At 40.2% G+C, this 18150-nt stretch carries 16 protein-coding genes; 7 read left to right on the top strand and 9 right to left on the bottom strand.

Annotated elements, in window-relative coordinates; all coding sequences use genetic code 11:
• Positions 1-45: 45 nt before the first annotated feature.
• The 9 genes from porN to HPE63_RS13395 form a co-directional block, all read right to left on the bottom strand.
• Positions 46-948: a type IX secretion system ring subunit PorN/GldN gene (gene porN, locus HPE63_RS13435; RefSeq protein WP_188314781.1), complete on the bottom strand. Its 903-nt coding sequence runs from the start codon at positions 946-948 to the stop codon at positions 46-48.
• Positions 949-1008: 60 nt separating this feature from the next.
• Positions 1009-2577 (bottom strand): type IX secretion system motor protein PorM/GldM, encoded by a 1569-nt coding sequence (gene porM, locus HPE63_RS13430; RefSeq protein WP_188314780.1) that lies wholly within the window; start codon positions 2575-2577, stop codon positions 1009-1011.
• A 55-nt stretch (positions 2578-2632) separates the two neighbouring features.
• Positions 2633-3283 carry a type IX secretion system motor protein PorL/GldL gene (porL, locus tag HPE63_RS13425; RefSeq protein WP_188314779.1) on the bottom strand — a complete coding sequence of 217 codons (651 nt, stop codon included), beginning with the start codon at positions 3281-3283 and terminating at the stop codon, positions 2633-2635.
• A gap of 108 nt (positions 3284-3391) precedes the next feature.
• A complete protein-coding gene (porK, locus tag HPE63_RS13420; RefSeq protein WP_188314778.1) occupies positions 3392-4747 on the bottom strand; it encodes a T9SS ring complex lipoprotein PorK/GldK in 1356 nt (451 codons plus the stop codon).
• A gap of 119 nt (positions 4748-4866) precedes the next feature.
• A complete protein-coding gene (locus HPE63_RS13415) occupies positions 4867-6024 on the bottom strand; it encodes a formimidoylglutamase (RefSeq protein ID WP_188314777.1) in 1158 nt (385 codons plus the stop codon).
• Positions 6025-6026: 2 nt separating this feature from the next.
• Positions 6027-8522, bottom strand: a complete 2496-nt coding sequence (gene topA, locus HPE63_RS13410) for a type I DNA topoisomerase (RefSeq protein ID WP_188314776.1) — start codon at positions 8520-8522, stop codon at positions 6027-6029.
• A gap of 175 nt (positions 8523-8697) precedes the next feature.
• Entirely contained in the window at positions 8698-8904 is a 207-nt protein-coding gene (locus HPE63_RS13405; RefSeq protein WP_223198153.1) for a BPTI/Kunitz domain-containing protein, read from the bottom strand.
• Positions 8905-8949: 45 nt separating this feature from the next.
• Positions 8950-10197: an LVIVD repeat-containing protein gene (locus tag HPE63_RS13400; protein WP_188314774.1), complete on the bottom strand. Its 1248-nt coding sequence runs from the start codon at positions 10195-10197 to the stop codon at positions 8950-8952.
• An 80-nt stretch (positions 10198-10277) separates the two neighbouring features.
• Positions 10278-11006 carry a hypothetical protein gene (locus HPE63_RS13395; protein WP_188314773.1) on the bottom strand — a complete coding sequence of 243 codons (729 nt, stop codon included), beginning with the start codon at positions 11004-11006 and terminating at the stop codon, positions 10278-10280.
• 134 nt (positions 11007-11140) lie between these two features.
• Between HPE63_RS13395 and miaB the strand changes: the two genes are divergently transcribed.
• From miaB to groL, 7 genes are all read left to right on the top strand, one after another.
• Complete coding sequence (gene miaB, locus HPE63_RS13390) at positions 11141-12586, top strand: tRNA (N6-isopentenyl adenosine(37)-C2)-methylthiotransferase MiaB (RefSeq protein WP_188314772.1); 1446 nt, start codon at positions 11141-11143, stop codon at positions 12584-12586.
• A gap of 25 nt (positions 12587-12611) precedes the next feature.
• Positions 12612-13880, top strand: coding sequence for a sigma-54 interaction domain-containing protein (locus HPE63_RS13385; protein WP_188314858.1), 1269 nt, complete (start codon positions 12612-12614; stop codon positions 13878-13880).
• Between the two features lie 2 nt (positions 13881-13882).
• A complete protein-coding gene (locus HPE63_RS13380; RefSeq protein WP_188314771.1) occupies positions 13883-14404 on the top strand; it encodes an LptE family protein in 522 nt (173 codons plus the stop codon).
• 122 nt (positions 14405-14526) lie between these two features.
• Complete coding sequence (locus HPE63_RS13375; RefSeq protein WP_188314770.1) at positions 14527-15456, top strand: hypothetical protein; 930 nt, start codon at positions 14527-14529, stop codon at positions 15454-15456.
• Between the two features lie 5 nt (positions 15457-15461).
• Complete coding sequence (gene secG / locus HPE63_RS13370) at positions 15462-15821, top strand: preprotein translocase subunit SecG (protein ID WP_188314769.1); 360 nt, start codon at positions 15462-15464, stop codon at positions 15819-15821.
• Positions 15822-15966: 145 nt separating this feature from the next.
• Complete coding sequence (locus HPE63_RS13365) at positions 15967-16245, top strand: co-chaperone GroES (RefSeq protein ID WP_188314768.1); 279 nt, start codon at positions 15967-15969, stop codon at positions 16243-16245.
• A gap of 99 nt (positions 16246-16344) precedes the next feature.
• Positions 16345-17976 carry a chaperonin GroEL gene (gene groL / locus HPE63_RS13360; RefSeq protein WP_188314767.1) on the top strand — a complete coding sequence of 544 codons (1632 nt, stop codon included), beginning with the start codon at positions 16345-16347 and terminating at the stop codon, positions 17974-17976.
• The last annotated feature ends 174 nt before the right edge of the window (positions 17977-18150 follow it).

Below are 18150 nucleotides of genomic sequence, written 5' to 3'. Positions count from 1 at the left end.
TCGTCAGGGTTTTCATTTTAAATATTGAATTGGAATAAACTAGTGTTAATAGGCCCACATATCTTGCTCCCTATCCCGGATGTCTTCTTTGATCCGATTTGCCTCCAGCAGCTGGAAAAGGGCGTTGTCCGCAATATAATCGTTGACCTTGCGGTCGCCATGAACATTATCCTCACGATAGATAACCCCATTGAACCTTCGGGCATTCAACAACATATCAAAAGATATGGGTTGTGCCGAGTTGCGTTGGTTAAAAACTTTGGCATCATGCAATATCTGCCTGGCACCCGGGTACCACACCCAGAAAAGTTCAACCTTTGCATCTGCAGGATCCATAGATTCATCATCGATAAAGTTAACATCGGGAGCAACGGGGGCTATACCCAACAAACGGTATTTTAATTCCCCTTGACGCTTGTCAAAATACCAAATACCCTTAATGCGATACTCTTCTATATCTGCGGCAGTCAAATCCCGCTGGTTGACAAATTCAAGGGATAATTGTTCCCCAGCGTTTATCTGTTCGTATCCCATATCGGTAGTATCAACTTTTCGTAATGTAGCGGTCAAATCACTGAACTTTCGTTTCTCGGTGAAATAGGAATCTACATACACATCCTCTAATTTCCCATTTTTGATGTTCTTAATAAGAACATCGTACAAGGATCTTCTATCGGCACCAATATCCACGGTATCAATAGGGTAATATAGAGGGAAGTTGACGCGCTCGTCCAGATCAATGGTCTCCCATACGGTTTTGGACCATAGGATATCCCTATCATCTACATAACCATACTCTAAAGGAGCATCATTGTCCAAGGCTTTTTGAGCTTCTGTCCTAACACCAATCTCTTGTGGCTTCTTAGCATTTAAAATATTTGCTTGGGCCATGATTGATGCGGGCAGTAGACTAACAGCTCCGATTAATAAAACATTCTTCCAATTCATGTTTATTTCAATTTTAAAAATTACCAGGTCACATTAATGCAACCTGGCATTCAATTGTTATTAGTTCGTGATCTCCACAACAACCGGAGACACCTTTTTAAGTTTATAACTCTTGTTATTTGTAATGTATGCGTTCACATCAAATATCTGAACTGCATCACCACGTTTGGCTCTGTTTAAAGCTGAAATAGCCCTTGAGTCAAGCTTGCTACCATTAACACTTACGGTAGGTTGACCAGGTACTTTGAATTTGAATCCACTTACCTTAAGATTCAAATCAAAATCAAAGTCTTCCAATAAAGCTCCAACCGTAGCAATCTCCAAGTTCTTTCTTGGCATTTTTGTGCTACCGGTTTCACCTCTAATAGAACCTGCAGGTCTTGGTATATCCTTAATCCTGAATTCGGATCTGGAAGATACGGTCTGGCCATCAGGCAACTTCCCTGACGCGGTAATCGTAACTGTTCTTCCTTTACCTGGATTCATTATATACTTACTACCTTCTCTCTTGGAAAGACCAGGAGCGGAAGCACTAACTTTGTTGTTGGGTATACCTGGTATCGATATTGACATTGGGTTGGCAACACCACGATAAACCACATTCATCTTATCAGCTGCGATCAAAGCGGCATTAGGTTTCGAGATTGTTGCGAATGTAGATGATACAGGAACTTCTGTTCGTTCACCATCTTGCATAAATACCAAGTTACCTTCAATTTTATGATCACCAGGAGCACCAGCGCTTACCAATAATTTTACTTGGCCTTCTTTGATCTCATAATCCGAACCTTCATTCAATTTTCTACCGTCTAAAGTCAAATTAACCTCGTTTGGTCTAGTAGTGGCATCTTTACGACCCAGTACAACAGCTCCTGAAAACTTTTCGCCGGCATAGAAAGCAGACTTTTCCTGTTCCAACAATGTAGTATAATTGGTCATCGATACCTCAGTACTCAACTGACCCTGTAACATAGCTTTTAAAGCATCTTGTTCAGTTGCCTTGACATCGGCTTGTAATTGGGTTATCTTGGTCAAGGAAGCCACTAAAGGAAATCCTTCAAAATGATAGTTTAACCAGTCCAATTTATTGCCATCCCTATTCTCGACCTTACCATTGGCATCACCGGTCTCAAACCTGGTATTCAAAGAAGCTTTGACTTCCTCTAAATCTTTCGGCAAAACTGCGGCAACCTGTGTACGATAATCATTGATTCTTTTCATGAACTCCTTTCCCTCAGCACTAAGATTGTCACCTTGAAAAAATCGTTGATCAAGAAAATCCGTTTTGTCCATAACCTGATAGTCTTTTGGATCATCAACATCTTCGGTCATTTCCTTTTTGAGATTTTCTAAGTAATCATAATAGTCTTGGGACATTTGTTTTATTTTCCGGGCATCTTCCAACAATGGTCCAAATTTTTCATTGTTTTCTGATGCTTTGGTTTCCAAACCGTTTAAGAACGCTAAATTGTTCTCCGTGGTTTTTACGTTAGAAGCCTCTAACTTTTCGTTCAATAGACCGAAAGCGGATAGAACTTCTTTACTCATATTTAACGCCAGCATTGCGATGAAGATCAAATACATAAGATTGATCATCTTCTGACGTGGTGATAGCTTTCCTCCTGCCATGTTTTCTAATTAGATATTATTGATTAATTGATTTGGGTTTATACTAATGTTCTAATTAGTTTCTATTCATTGCACTCAACATGCCACCATAAACACCGTTTAGGGAAGAAAGGTTTGTAGCCAAAGATTCCATTTGATCTTTAAGTGCACTTGCATTTTGAACTACTTCTTCATTAACCGAAGCTTGTCTGCTTGCACTTTCTAACTGAACTTTATATAAACTGTTCAAAGATTCCATTTGAGCGGCTGCCTGTACCATTTCATCAGAATATTTCTTGGTAGATTGCATGGCATCCACTGTAGGGGCGATACCTTTTGCTGCACCTTCGAAATTTTTAATACTGGAACCAAGGCTTTCCATAAGACTTGCATCAATACCTGCCTCTTCCAATAGGTTATCCAATTTTTTGGACAACGAAGTTTCTGTCTCTTTGATCTCAGCAGCTTCATTTTTTCTGTTACCGCCCATACCGCCGGCTAATTCTGGGTAAACCAAAGACCAGTCGTACTCATCATCTACTGGTTCAAATGCACTAATGGCAAAAATAAGAGCTTCGGTAATAAGACCAACTGCCAGTAATAGTCCACCTGTTAAAGGACCAAATTCCCAGTGAAGGATCTTGAACAATGCACCGATAATAACGACCGATGCCCCAAGCCCGTAGGCCATGTTGAATAATTTTTTTGTTGATTTTGACTGTGCCATAATTTTAAATTTAATTTTAGTTATGTTAATAATAAGTATTTGGTTAAAGTTTGATTTTTTTTCCCGATAACCTTCGGGATGTATTTATGATTAATCGTATTATAAAATTTATTGTGTTGAATCTTCTTCACCCATATAATCCTGTACGGTTCTAAACCCAACATAACTTCGGGCGGAATCTGCATATTCATAGTCCCTTGTACTCACCTGTAGGAAATAAGCAACATCTTTCCATGAACCTCCTCTAATCACTTTTCTTTCATTGCTACCATCACCACCGTTGGGGTTCATGGTAGATACGTATTCATAAGAACTTGGGTCGTAGCTCGAGTTTGTCCATTCAGAGACATTCCCCGCCATGTTATATAAATTGAAATCGTTGGGCTCGTAAGACTTGGCTTCTACAGTATACAAGGCCTGGTCTGCCGCATAGTCACCACGTTGTGGTTTAAAATTGGCCATAAAACAACCTGTGTCACTGATGACATAAGGGCCACCCCAAGGATATGTACCCCCTTCGATGCCACCTCTTGCGGCATACTCCCATTCTGCTTCGGTAGGCAATCTGAATTTATTCACAAATTGTTTGCCTCTGCTTTTTTGATCATCGTTCTTGTACTTGGTTCTCCAATTACAGAAGGCTTGTGCCTGTTTCCATGAGATACCAACTACAGGATAATCGCTATAAGCATCATGCCAGAAATAATCGTTATGCATAGGCTCATTGTAAGAATATTCAAAATCCCTGATCCAAACGGTTGTATCTGGATAGATCTCTAATTCCTCGTGTTTGATGAAATCTTTTCTACTACCGGTTCTTGATCGAGCGGCCGCTTCAATATCCATCCAACTATATTTATATTTTAATGAAGTAACTTCGAAAGTTCTTTGACCATTATAAGATTCCTCCTCTGGAATATATAAAGAGTCCATTACTTCTGTATAATACTCGTCGGGATACTCGGAAGTATCCCAAATCAAATCTTGGTCTTTGTTCAAGGCTCGACCCTCGTATCCTGTTTCGCCCATGCCCGCATAGTTGTCTAACATATACTTGTCGTAAACCGAGGCTCTTGTAGTATCTGCGTCTTTAAACGCAAATTCACCTATACCACCATCTTCGGGCCCTAATCCTAATTCATCTGCCAATATGGCCAACTTTGTTCTTGTGATCGAATCTTTTACCCATTCAACGAATTGACGGTATTCACTATTCGTGATCTCGGTGTCATCCATATAAAAGGATCGTACGGTAACGGTCTTGGTTGGTGCATTGAGAACTTTGGCCTGGTCTTCCTCGCTCTTACCCATGATAAAAGATCCACGTGGGATTAATTCCATACCATAAGGTTTTTCCGGGTACCATTTTTTGCCTTGAACGCCGGTTAGCTCTCCTTTTGTTTTGGACCCACAACTGGTGAGTAAAAAAACAAATGCTATAGATGATAACAATAGCTTCTTCATACTTTAGGTTAAATTTCGATTAAGGTTATAAATGCAAACACAATTATTATTCTACTCTCTAAAACTACGTTTTGAGTAAATTATTGTATGCAGTACGATTATCGACTATTTTTTTTCAATCAGTTAAAGCCTTTTCGATAAGCCTTAAACCACCTTTCGGGAATATTCTGATTACAAGCATCCAAATAGTCCTTTTCGGTGCAAGGTAATAACGCCGCAGTGTCGGCTTTAGTATGTGAAGTCAAAATTGAAGGTACCTCTACCCACCATCTTTCGGTAAGATGGCTCTTATAATAGACCAAATGCTCGGTATCGGTTGGCACGGTATACTTTGTGAAATCATCTGTTTTTGAATAGGGGGATTCTTTTATCCTAAAATTGACCCCTTCAATGAAGTACCAGATAATATGTGCCAAGAGTTGAGCCGATTGGTCAATATTCTCCATTTCATAGATTCCAAAAACACTCACCTTATCACTAAGGCCAGCGTATCTCGAAATGGCACAGATTTCCCGTCCATCAAAACCGTTGGGGGAAAAGTTTGGAGAAATCCCAATTTCACTGGCTTTTATGGCTCGAGCGTCTAAGCTTACCATATGCGCATTTCGCAAAACAGGTTCTGCCAATGAAATATCATTTATTAATTCACCCAACCTATAGGCATCGAAAAACAGACGCTCCATAAGATCAATTTCTTCCTGTGCAATAAAATAACTCTGATAGCCCAGGTTCGAGAAATTATAAAGATTATTGGGTTTATCGGTGATGATCTTACTCATATAGGAGTGGGATGATATGAGCTCATCTTCCATCCCAAAATCAAAGCGACTATCTATTGTGACTAAATTGACCATATCCCGTATACCGTCAAAAGCGCGGTAAGCTGGATAGGTGATGTCCTGGGTCGCTCCTAATATAATCGGAATGATGTTTTCTTCTAGTAATCCTGCCACTATTTCCTTGACCACGAAATAGGTGTCATCAACTGTTTCCCCTTCTTCGATATCACCCATATCAACAATGGTGGAATTCCAATTGCCAAGCAATAACTTGTACAGTTGTATTCGAATTGAGGAAACATCCAATTTTTCAGGTTTCTTTTCAAATGCATTTCTAGATTCCCTGACCCCTAGAAGGGCAATGGTCGCATTGGCCAAAACCGGCAGACCATCGTTTTTGGTGTGGGCATATATATGTTTACCGAGGGCCTGAGGGGGTAATAATTCGGAATGGGCCAAAACCCTATCTTCTACAGGAACCAAAAAATCGTACGCCATTCTTATTTTTTAGCTTTAGGTTTAGCTTTTGCCTTTGGTTTTTTCTTTGGGGATTTCTTCTCTATTAATGCCTTTGCTTCTTCCAAGGTCATTTTTCCGGCATCAACGGTTTTAGCCAACTCTACTTTAGTTCTCCCTTTTATAATTGTATGTCGTCCCCATCTGGCCTTTTCAATACGGATTCCTTCTTCTGGCCATACTTGGACAATCTTATCGATTTCCTTCTGTTTTTTGGCCTCTATCAACTCCTCGATAGCTGCTTGGTCCAGGTTGTCGTAATCATATTTCTTGTTCACGTTTATGAATATACCGTCCCATTTGATAAAGGGTCCAAATCGTCCAACTCCTTTTATCACATCCTTACCTTCATACTTCGCAATAGGCGCATCGGCTTTCTGTTTTTCCTTTATCAATTCTATGGCCCGCTCCAAAGAAACATCCATAGCGCTTTCCCCTTTGGACAACGAAACGAACTTTTTGCCAAATTTTACATAAGGCCCAAATCTACCTACGTTAGCCTCGATTTCCTCACCTTCAAATTGCCCTAATTTCCTAGGGAGTTTAAAAAGGTCCATGGCCTCTTCAAAGGTTATCGTATTCAAGGATTGGTCGGGCGATAAACTAGCAAACTGTGGCTTTTCCTCATCGTCAACAGTACCTATCTGTACCATTGGACCAAATCTGCCCAATCGTACCGCAACCTGTTTGCCGGTCTTTGGATCCTTGCCCAATATCCTTTCACCACTTGCGCGATCGGCATTTTCCTCAACATGCAAGACCATAGGATGAAAGTCCGCATAAAAATCTTTCATCACTTTTTGCCAATCCTCATCGCCTTCTGCAATCTCATCAAAATCTTCTTCAACCTTGGCCGTGAAGTTATAGTCCAAAATATTTGAAAAATGATCGACCAGAAAATCGGTGACGATCATTCCAATATCTGTGGGCACCATCTTGCCTTTATCCGAACCTACGGTTTCTTTTAAGTGTTTTTCCTTGACATTCCCAGCCTGTAGTATAAATTGGGTATATTTTCTATCGACTCCCTCAACCGTACCTTTTTCCACATAACCTCTATTCTGAATCGTTGAGATAGTCGGCGCATATGTAGAGGGTCTGCCTATGCCCAGCTCCTCCAATTTTTTAACCAAGGAGGCTTCCGTAAATCGATATGGTGGTCTTGAGAAACGCTCAGTAGCCGTTATGAAATTGTTATGGAGTACATCTCCCACCTTCATTGGAGGCAACATGCCTTCTTGTTCTTCGGACATATCCTCATCATCAAGCCCTTCCATATAAACCTTTAGAAAGCCATCGAATTTGATTACCTCACCATTAGCCAAGAATTCATACGTATGGGAACTGGCTTTGATCTTGACATTGGTCCGTTCCAATTGGGCATCGCTCATCTGTGAGGCAATGGTTCTTTTCCAGATCAAATCGTAGAGTTTGGACTGGTCTCGCTCCAAGGAAGGGGATTGCATTGTCATATCCGTTGGGCGAATCGCCTCATGGGCTTCTTGCGCCCCTTTGGATTTTCCCTTGAAATTACGAACGGTACTATATTTTTTGCCATAATTATCTATAATGGCATCTTTTGTGGCATTAATGGCTTCACTTGAAAGGTTAACACTATCCGTTCTCATATAGGTAATGAGTCCGGCCTCATATAACCGCTGTGCCACTTGCATGGTCCTGGCTACCGAAAAATACAATTTGCGGGAAGCTTCTTGCTGTAACGTCGAGGTGGTAAATGGTGCTGATGGGGATTTTTTCGCGGGTTTCTTATCCAAGTTCCCGATTGAAAACCCAGCACCTATATTTTTCCTTAAAAAAGCTTCAGCTTCCTCCTTGGTCGTAAAGCTCGTATCTAACTTTGCCGTGAACACACCACCACTTTCCGTTTTAAATTCGGCCGAAACCCTAAACGAGGCTATTGGGGTAAATGCATCGATTTCACGTTCTCGCTCCACGATCAATCGTACCGCAACGGACTGTACCCTACCGGCAGAGAGTCCTGGTTTGATTTTTTTCCAAAGTACTGGCGACAACTCATACCCTACCAAACGATCTAACACCCTTCTTGCCTGTTGGGCATTAACCAAATCGTAGTTTATTTCACGGGGATTTTCTATGGCCTTCTGAATAGCCGATTTAGTAATCGAATTAAAGACGATTCTTTTTGTCTTTGTCTTATCCAATCCTAGGGTCTCGGAAAGATGCCATGAAATTGCTTCCCCTTCCCGATCCTCATCACTGGCCAACCAAATGGTCTCCGCTTTATTTGCCAGGTCCTTAAGCTTTTTTACAAGTGCTTTTTTCTCTTTATCGACAATATATTTGGGTTTGAAACCATTGTCTACATCAACACCTAGTTCTTTTGAAGGTAAATCGGCAATATGGCCAAAACTGGATTCTACCTTGAAATCCTTACCTAAAAATTTCTCTATGGTTTTTGCCTTAGCGGGTGACTCAACAATTACTAAATTCTTTGCCATTCATCAGTTTTTCAAGTCACAAAAGTAGTTGATTTTTTTAATTACCGATTATACCATAATATATATGTATAAAAAACACCTTTTAAAATAAGGTGCTTTTTGTGGCCGTAACCAGTAACGATTTATTAAGTTTATTATGGATACCCTATTGATATCGTTGGTATTACCAAAGCCTTTATTGACTCAGACAATCCATACAATCCTCAATAGTTTCAAAGGGAACTACGCCCCCACATCCTCCCCATATGAATTCCTTGCATCTTTGTTCTTCCTTGTCGTAGAAATATCTTAGAATGGCCGCTTCGCAATCACCTGGATCCGGTTCTAAAGCACATCTCCCACTTAGGGAATCATCATTATCCGTGCATGAGTAAAAATTCATGGCAAGCAAACAAATAATCAAATGGTTTCGATTGCACATTACCACCTAATCCAATTCCAAAGTGCTCAACAGCTTGATTTCATTGTCCAAGTACTCATATTGATATAGGACATCCTCGCCTACCATAAGCAATGAATTTTCCAAAGGAATAACATCAAAAGTATTGATGTTCTTAAAATGATTCAGGGCTACTAACTCCTCAACATTGGTTTTATCATATACCTTTAAACCGGAATCACCATCACAAACGAACAGTTTTTCGTCTTTTACCCCGAGGCCATAAGGGCCATCCATCGGATAACTTATGGTCAATTCCGGATTCGCGATATCCGAGATATCCACTATGAACAAACCACTCTCGGTCGCACCACACCAATTACCACCTCTCAGTGTCACGAAGGCATAGTCCCCATCGACCACGACGGGGTCACAGGCAGTACCATGTTGAAATTCGGATACGAATGTCGGTGTAGCTGGAGATGAGATGTCATAAATATACATGCCCCGCATACTTCCTAAAAAAAGGTATTGGTCCTTACTGAAAATAGTCTCGATGTCAAAACCTGCGTAAACATCTTCCAGATCTTTAGGATCCTCCAAATTCTGAATATTGAAAATATTTATATTATGACTATCAACGGCATATAAATATTCCCCGACAATCTTAAAGCGGGCCAAAGACCCTCCTTGGCCAACAGATGCATCATTGGCGGCTTCAGCCAAGGCAAAGATTTCACCGTCCCTTGTAAATCTTTCCTCATATTCCGATATAAGCCTGCGTTCGGTGACCGTCTCCCAACCCAGTAATATTTCATTGTCATAATCAACGCCTTCATATTCATAAAAATCAGCATTGGCCGGCCAGACGATATTGTCCCTCAACACATTATCCAAACGGTTTACGATTTTAATATTGGTAACATCGGAAATATCGAGAACTACCAAATCCATTAGGCTATCGGCATATAAATAATCATCCTTTATTGAGATATCCACATTGCCCGCAATCTTAATAAACGAAATCTTAATTGGGGCATTCGGATTACTATTATCGATTACGTGGACACCCCTGTATTTGTCATTTACAAAAATGTAATCTTGGTACGCATAGATTTTACCAGACTCTTTAATAGGTAATGGGGCGATGATATCCACGCCATTCTTAAACTCGGCCTTACTTATGGTCAAAGGCCTGGCCACCAAATAATCGGCATATTTACCATCGTCTGATTTTTCACAGGAAACCAAGCCCAATGATGCTACGAACAGAAGTAATAACAAATTCTTTTTCATAATTTTTTTTTATGGGGTTATACCATTAAGATGCACGCACCTCATTAGCGTTGCGTTAAAAAAATCAGGGATGAATCTAATCACGGTTCAGAAGAAAATCCAACTGCATCCTTGTACATAAAATAAACCGGTATTTTAGCCAACATAGCCGTGAAAAATACCCCAATAAAGCAAAGCAATATGCCCAATTCCGTCACCAATCCCATGATAACTATAAGGCCAAAAATCACCAACCAATTTTTATTGCCCAATGAAAAACTGGATTTCACTATCTCCTTAGCCGATAATTCCTGATCAAAGGCCAAAAAAGCCGGTATCAAGGAAATGGGCACTACCAAGTAAAAAATCCCTAATCCACATGCCAATAACCCTAGCACCATTAATCCCAAAATCATTAACGAAAGTAAAAACGCTTTCGATGCATATTTCTTATTGAAATAATGAAAATAATCGTCTGACTTGGATAGGTTCAAATCTTTGTTCCTACAAATTCGTAAGAATGCCGCATTGAGTAGAAGACTTACGGTCATAACCCCTAAAAACACCAAGGGTATCAAAATCACCATAGGTATCACAATCTCTGGAGGAACCTCTTCGCTTTTCAACATTTTAGGGTCGGTCACCCCAGCAATAAGTAGGGGTATGTAAATTAGAACATAAAAAGGAATAATGGTCAAAAAGGTCAAAATGACAATAATAAAGCCTTGTAACCATACTTGTTTGAATAAATCTATGGATTTACTGAAAATTGATCCAAAATCTAATGGATTACTGTTTTCTATACGATTCGATAATGCTTTGAAGTTCATTGTTCCCTTGATTTTATGGCCGTAAAATTAACGTCCTATTCCCTAAAATAGTACTAAAATATACTGTCAACTTGTCATTAAATTGGAATAAGCACTATCTTTGCTGCCCCCTTTCCCAAGTTAGGGGTCTATATATGGAGAAAATCATTGATGAATCGATCCAGGGCAAAACTCTTTCCCTGGAAAAAGACAATAAAAATAAACGCAACCTCTACATAGAGAGTTATGGATGCGCCATGAATTTTTCCGATAGTGAAATCGTAGCATCTATATTGGCCACTGAAGGCTTTAATACCACACATGAATTAGAGGATGCCGATCTGGTTTTGGTAAACACCTGTTCTATTCGTGAAAAGGCTGAGACGACGGTACGTAAACGCCTCGAAAAATACAACGCCATAAAAAAGAAAAGGCCACATATGAAAGTCGGGGTCCTTGGCTGTATGGCAGAACGCTTAAAAAGCAAACTACTCGAAGAAGAAAAAATTGTGGATATGGTCGTCGGCCCTGATGCCTACAAGGACTTGCCCAATCTTATCCAAGAGGTAGATGAAGGTCGTGAAGCCGTTAATGTTGTATTGTCGAAAGAAGAAACCTATGGTGACATATCACCTGTGCGTTTAAATAGTAATGGGGTAAGTGCATTCGTGTCAATAACAAGGGGTTGTGACAATATGTGCACGTTTTGTGTGGTACCTTTTACAAGAGGGCGAGAACGAAGTCGGGATCCTCAATCGATTATAGATGAGGTAAACGACCTATGGGATAAGGGATTTAAGGAGGTTACGCTGCTCGGACAGAATGTCGATAGTTATCTGTGGTATGGTGGAGGGCTAAAAAAAGATTTTGACAAGGCCACCAAAATGCAAATTGCCACAGCGATCGATTTTGCGGACCTTTTGGATATGGTAGCCCGGGCAGAACCTAAAATGCGAATTCGATTTTCAACTTCGAACCCTCAGGATATGAGTTTGGAGGTGATCAAAACGATGGCAAAACACGATAATATCTGTAAACATATCCATTTGCCGGTCCAGAGTGGAAGCAATCGCATCTTAAAAGCCATGAATCGGCTGCATACCATTGAGGAGTATTTTATACTCATAGACAATATCAAAAAAATAATTCCTGATTGTGCCTTTTCACATGATATGATCTCCGGCTTTCCGACAGAGACCGAAGAAGACCATAGGGCTACTTTGGCTGTGCTCGATTATGTCAAGTATGATTATGGGTATATGTTCGCTTATTCAGAGCGTCCAGGAACCATGGCTGCTCGGAAAATGAAAGACGATGTGCCCATCGAGGTAAAACAGCGTCGGCTAACGGAAATTATTGCCTTACAACGCGAGCATTGTATGTTGCGAACAAGGGAACATGTGGGTAAGGTTGAAGAAATCTTGATCGAAGGCAGCTCAAAAAAGGATGATTCCATGTGGATGGGTCGTAATTCCCAAAATGTAGTCGCGGTTTTCCCAAAAGCATCCTATAAGTTGGGCGATTTTGTCAATGTAAGGATACATGACTGCACCTCTGCCACTTTGATTGGCGAGGGGGTAGGATTAAGCCACACAAATTAAATTATACTTGAAGTCACAAAATAACATGGAAGGTGTACAAGCAATAAAACAGCGTTTTGAAATCATTGGGAATGACCCTAAGCTCAACCGGGCTTTGGAGAAGGCAGTTCAAGTTGCCCCAACCGATATTTCTGTCCTGGTCACAGGGGAAAGTGGAGTCGGTAAAGAATCAATACCTAAGATAATCCATTCGCTTTCCCATCGAAAACATGCTAAATATATTGCCGTAAACTGCGGAGCAATCCCAGAGGGTACCATTGATAGTGAGCTTTTTGGGCACGAAAAAGGATCGTTTACAGGGGCAACCTCAACCCGTAGTGGTTATTTTGAAGTTGCGGATGGTGGTACGATTTTTTTGGATGAAGTCGGGGAACTGCCCTTGACAACACAGGTACGTCTTTTAAGGGTGCTCGAAAATGGTGAGTTTTTGAAAGTGGGTTCCTCCCAGGTTCAAAAGACCGACGTTCGTATTGTCGCGGCCACCAACATGAATATGATCGAAGCCATAAAAAAGGAAAAATTCAGGGAAGACCTTTATTATAGGCTTAGTACTGTCGAAATCAACATACCACCACTTCGTGAACGCAAGGAAGATATCCATTTATTGTTCAGGAAATTCGCCTCTGATTTCGGACAGAAGTATAAAATGCCCACAATACGTCTACAGGACAATGCCGTTCAATTGCTACTTAAATACCGATGGCCGGGCAATATTAGACAATTAAGGAATATAGCTGAACAGATATCGGTATTGGAAGAGGAGCGAAACATCTCTGCCACCACTTTGAACAGCTACCTGCCCGCTACTGGAGGCACGAATTTGCCTGCTGTAATCGGACAAAGTAAAAGGGATAGCGATTTTAGCAACGAACGTGAAATTCTCTATAAGGTGCTGTTCGATATGAAAAGTGACCTTACCGACTTGAAAAAATTGACCTTGGAATTATTGAAGAATAAAGATACCCGAAAAGTGCAGGAAGAGAATGAAGGGCTTATCCAAAAAATCTATGGCACCAATGAGGAAGAATACGAAGAGGAAGAAAACGAAACCATGGAGGTATTGCAACTTCCCGAACCCCCGATAGAACAAAATGGCTATGAACCGACACAAGGGGATAAGTACCATTTTGCAGAGGAAATAGAAGAGGAAGAAACCCTATCTTTACAGGAAAAGGAAGTGGAGTTGATTAAAAAATCATTGGAAAGGAACCGAGGCAAAAGAAAAGCCGCCGCCGCTGAACTTGGTATTTCGGAACGTACACTTTACCGTAAAATAAAACAATACGATCTTTGAACATGAAGCGCTTAAGTAAAGCATTGTTGGTTGTGGCCATTTTTTCCACTTTTGTGGGTTGTGGTATCTATAATTTTACCGGTGGTGATGTTGGTACCGCCACCACATTTCAGGTGAATTACTTTCAGAACTATGCGACCCAAAGTCCGGGTTCTACCTTTGAACCTGGAATGGACCGTGACTTCACCTTAGCACTTCAGGATAGGATCTTGAACCAAACAAGTTTGGATCTCGTTAATACTAACAATGCCGATTTATTGTATGAAGGGGAAATTGTGGAATATCGCATCTCCCCAATGAGTGCCACAGCACAGCAAACTGCCGCACAGAATCGATTGTCTATAGGGGTTAATGTTCGCTTCTATAACAAAACAAAAGAAGATGCCGATTTTGAAAAACGATTTTCTTTTTTTTATGATTACGATGGTGATGCACAATTATCATCTGTTAAATCGGAAGCCCATGAGGTGATCTTTGAACGAATTACCCAGGATATTTTCAATGAATCACTAGCAGATTGGTAAAAAAGCTAAGAAAAAAGAGTACAATGATCAGTAATCTTATATTTGAACTTTTAGTTGATCTTTGAATTTCAACTGTAATAATTGGAAGTTACGATTTAAAAGATTCCAACCTTTAACAATATATGAACGTACAGGATTTTACCTATTTATTACAAAACCCTGACAAGGTCGTTAACCCAATACAGACCAAACAATTGGAGGATGTATTAGAGGAATACCCCTATTTTCAAACTGCTAGGGCACTTCATTTAAAAGGCCTTAGAAATCTTAATAGTTTTAAATACAATAACGCACTCAAGAAAACAGCTGCCTATACCACAGATCGTGATGTTCTGTTCGACTTTATTACTTCCAAGGATTTCTTACAGAATACGATTGCCGATACCATTTCGGGAAAGACCCTACGCTCTAATAAAGTGGAAAAAGCCCAGGAAGAAAAAATATCAGATACGGAAGAACCCGTTGTTATGATAGATGATTCACAGGACAGACCCCTTCCGCAAGACCTTTCTGATGCCGATCATATTCTTGATCCACAACTTTTTATATCAAAAGATCCCGAAATTGACAAAGCCCTAAAGGCTGAAAGAAAAAAAGCGGAAAAAGAGCTTGAAATCGGCCAACCACTCCCTTTTACGAAGCAAGAGAAACATTCTTTTAGTGAATGGCTGCAATTGGCTTCTTCAAAAAAAATTGAGCGCAATCAAGGGCAAGCTGTAAAAAATGAATCTCAGGAGGAGGAAGTTGATTTCCCGCTGGAAAAAGAAGTCATTAAGAAGAAAAAGTTTGAACTAATCGATCGGTTCATTGAAAACAACCCGAAAATTGCCCCTGCCTCTTCGACCACCAAAAGAATCAATATTAAAGAGTCCATAAAATTGGACAAAAATGAATTGATGACCGAGACGCTGGCAAAGGTATATCTGGAACAGAAAAAGTATAAAAAAGCCATCCAGGCATACAAAATTTTAAGTTTGAAATATCCAGAAAAAAGTGGTTTCTTTGCAGACCGAATTAAAGCGGTAGAAAAAATTCAACAAGAAAATACATAGTACGAATGAGCACATTTACAATATTCTTGGTTCTTATCATCGCAGTTTGCTTCCTATTGGTGTTGGTGATCATGGTTCAAAACCCTAAAGGGGGCGGATTGTCGTCTTCTTTCGGTGGTGGGGGCAGCCAGGTTGTTGGTGGTGTTAAAAAAACCGGTGATTTTTTAGATAAAAGTACTTGGACACTGGCCACATTGTTGATAGTGTTGATCTTAGCATCCAATATTGCCCTTAAGGGAAATTTCGGTGATGCGGATTCAAAGTTGCTACAAGGCGATGATATTGAAGAAACCGTTCCAGAAACGGTTCCTGAAGAGGTGCCTGCACCTATATCAAATACCAATAGCGCCACAGATAGTCTATAATTTATTTTTCTGCTATATAAAAGCACAAATGCCAGCCTGAATGACAAGCTGGCATTTTTGCTTTACATTATGTCAGGTTTTAAGAAATGGCATAATTTCTGCCCAATACAACCAGTAATATAAAAATCAATTTAAAATTATAAATATGGCTAAAGTTAAGATTAAACCATTGGCAGACCGAGTTCTAATTGAACCAATGGCAGCAGAAACCAAAACCGCATCTGGTATTTACATTCCTGATACCGCTAAAGAAAAACCTCAAAAAGGAAAAGTAATTGCTGTAGGCCCAGGAACAAAGGATGAGCAGATTACCGTAAAGATTGGTGATACCGTTCTTTATGGAAAATATGCTGGTACCGAGTTGAAATTGGAAGGCAAGGATTACTTGATGATGAGGGAAAGTGACATTTTAGCAATAATCTAAACTAATAGTACCATTCCTGTGCAAATGGGAATCCAAAAAATTATTAATTAAACAATTAATCAGATTCCTGCGCAAGCGGGAATGACAAAATTAAATAGTATGGCAAAAGATATAAAATTTGATATTGAAGCACGTGATGGGCTTCGAAGAGGTGTTGATGCCTTGGCCAATGCGGTGAAGGTAACCTTAGGACCCAAAGGTAGAAATGTGATTATCAGCAAATCTTTCGGTGCTCCCATTGTAACCAAGGATGGGGTTACCGTGGCTAAAGAAATTGAATTGGAAGATGCATTGGAAAACATGGGTGCACAAATGGTCAAAGAAGTAGCTTCCAAGACCAATGACCTTGCAGGTGACGGTACCACCACGGCAACAGTTCTTGCCCAGGCCATTGTTAAAGAAGGATTGAAGAATGTTGCTGCCGGTGCAAATCCAATGGATTTGAAACGGGGAATCGATAAAGCGGTAGAAGCCATAATCGCCGACTTAACGAAACAATCTAAAAAAGTAGGTGATTCATCAGAAAAAATAAAACAAGTTGCCTCAATTTCATCGAATAACGATGAGTCTATAGGTGAATTGATTGCCCAGGCCTTCGGAAAGGTCGGCAAAGAAGGTGTCATCACTGTTGAAGAATCAAAGGGTACGGATACCTATGTAGATATCGTAGAAGGTATGCAATTTGATAGGGGATATCTTTCTCCCTATTTTGTTACCGATTCAGAAAAAATGATCGCGGATTTAGAAAACCCATACATTCTTTTATTCGACAAGAAAATCTCCTCAATGAAGGATCTTCTTCCTGTATTGGAGCCGGTTGCACAATCAGGAAAACCGCTTTTGATCATTGCAGAAGATGTTGATGGCGAAGCCTTGGCCACCTTGGTTGTAAACAAACTTAGAGGTTCCTTAAAAATTGCCGCGGTAAAAGCCCCAGGGTTTGGCGATAGAAGAAAAGCTATGTTAGAGGATATTGCTATCTTGACTAAAGGCACGGTAATTTCTGAAGAAAGAGGTTTCTCCTTGGATAATACCACCTTGGATATGTTAGGTACCTGTGAGAAAGTTACCATAGATAAAGACAACACTACTATTGTCAATGGAGGTGGGGTTGCTAAAGACATAAAAACAAGGGTAAATCAAATAAAATCTCAAATTGAGACTACAACTTCGGACTATGACAAGGAAAAATTGCAAGAACGCCTGGCCAAATTGGCAGGTGGGGTAGCAGTTCTTTATGTTGGTGCTGCCTCTGAGGTTGAAATGAAAGAGAAAAAAGATAGGGTTGATGATGCATTACATGCAACTAGAGCTGCCGTAGAAGAAGGTATCGTAGCTGGTGGAGGTGTTGCTTTAGTTCGTGCCAAAGCTACCCTATCAAAAATTAAAGCTGAAAATGCCGATGAGGAAACCGGTCTACAGATAGTAGCCAGAGCTATTGAATCCCCACTGAGGACCATTGTTGAAAATGCAGGTGGAGAGGGTTCTGTTGTGGTAGCAAAAGTACACGACGGCAAAGGTGACTTCGGTTACGATGCAAAATCAGAGAAATATGTTGAAATGTTCAAGGCAGGAATCATAGACCCTACTAAAGTAACAAGGATTGCATTGGAAAATGCTGCTTCTGTTGCGGGTATGATCTTGACTACCGAATGTGCCTTGACCGATATTAAGGAAGATGCCCCAGCCATGCCACCAATGGGAGGCGGTGGAATGCCTGGAATGATGTAGTGCGTTTGACATAATTTCGGGATATCATATGAAAAGCCTCACTTCAAGAAACCAAGTGAGGCTTTTCCTTTACCTTTTTTATAAATAAAAAACCATCTTTTTAAAAAGATGGTTTCATTGTTCGATGTACTAGGCTTATCCTATAAACCCAGAATCATTTACTTCTTTTTTGGA

Source organism: Maribacter arenosus (assembly GCF_014610845.1).
GTDB classification, from domain to species: Bacteria; Bacteroidota; Bacteroidia; order Flavobacteriales; family Flavobacteriaceae; genus Maribacter_A; species Maribacter_A arenosus.
The sequence above is the reverse complement of the archived record's forward strand: the minus strand, read 5'-3'. Positions and strand labels throughout refer to the sequence as shown.

Excerpts from the sequence above, each read along its gene's own strand:
- porN (WP_188314781.1), bottom strand. The coding sequence starts at position 948 with ATGAATTGGAAGAATGTTTTATTAATCGGAGCTGTTAGTCTACTGCCC.
- porM (WP_188314780.1), bottom strand. The coding sequence starts at position 2,577 with ATGGCAGGAGGAAAGCTATCACCACGTCAGAAGATGATCAATCTTATG.
- porL (WP_188314779.1), bottom strand. The coding sequence starts at position 3,283 with ATGGCACAGTCAAAATCAACAAAAAAATTATTCAACATGGCCTACGGG.
- porK (WP_188314778.1), bottom strand. The coding sequence starts at position 4,747 with ATGAAGAAGCTATTGTTATCATCTATAGCATTTGTTTTTTTACTCACC.
- HPE63_RS13415 (WP_188314777.1), bottom strand. The coding sequence starts at position 6,024 with ATGGCGTACGATTTTTTGGTTCCTGTAGAAGATAGGGTTTTGGCCCAT.
- topA (WP_188314776.1), bottom strand. The coding sequence starts at position 8,522 with ATGGCAAAGAATTTAGTAATTGTTGAGTCACCCGCTAAGGCAAAAACC.
- HPE63_RS13405 (WP_223198153.1), bottom strand. The coding sequence starts at position 8,904 with ATGAATTTTTACTCATGCACGGATAATGATGATTCCCTAAGTGGGAGA.
- HPE63_RS13400 (WP_188314774.1), bottom strand. The coding sequence starts at position 10,197 with ATGAAAAAGAATTTGTTATTACTTCTGTTCGTAGCATCATTGGGCTTG.
- HPE63_RS13395 (WP_188314773.1), bottom strand. The coding sequence starts at position 11,006 with ATGAACTTCAAAGCATTATCGAATCGTATAGAAAACAGTAATCCATTA.
- miaB (WP_188314772.1), top strand. The coding sequence starts at position 11,141 with ATGGAGAAAATCATTGATGAATCGATCCAGGGCAAAACTCTTTCCCTG.
- HPE63_RS13385 (WP_188314858.1), top strand. The coding sequence starts at position 12,612 with ATGGAAGGTGTACAAGCAATAAAACAGCGTTTTGAAATCATTGGGAAT.
- HPE63_RS13380 (WP_188314771.1), top strand. The coding sequence starts at position 13,883 with ATGAAGCGCTTAAGTAAAGCATTGTTGGTTGTGGCCATTTTTTCCACT.
- HPE63_RS13375 (WP_188314770.1), top strand. The coding sequence starts at position 14,527 with ATGAACGTACAGGATTTTACCTATTTATTACAAAACCCTGACAAGGTC.
- secG (WP_188314769.1), top strand. The coding sequence starts at position 15,462 with ATGAGCACATTTACAATATTCTTGGTTCTTATCATCGCAGTTTGCTTC.
- HPE63_RS13365 (WP_188314768.1), top strand. The coding sequence starts at position 15,967 with ATGGCTAAAGTTAAGATTAAACCATTGGCAGACCGAGTTCTAATTGAA.
- groL (WP_188314767.1), top strand. The coding sequence starts at position 16,345 with ATGGCAAAAGATATAAAATTTGATATTGAAGCACGTGATGGGCTTCGA.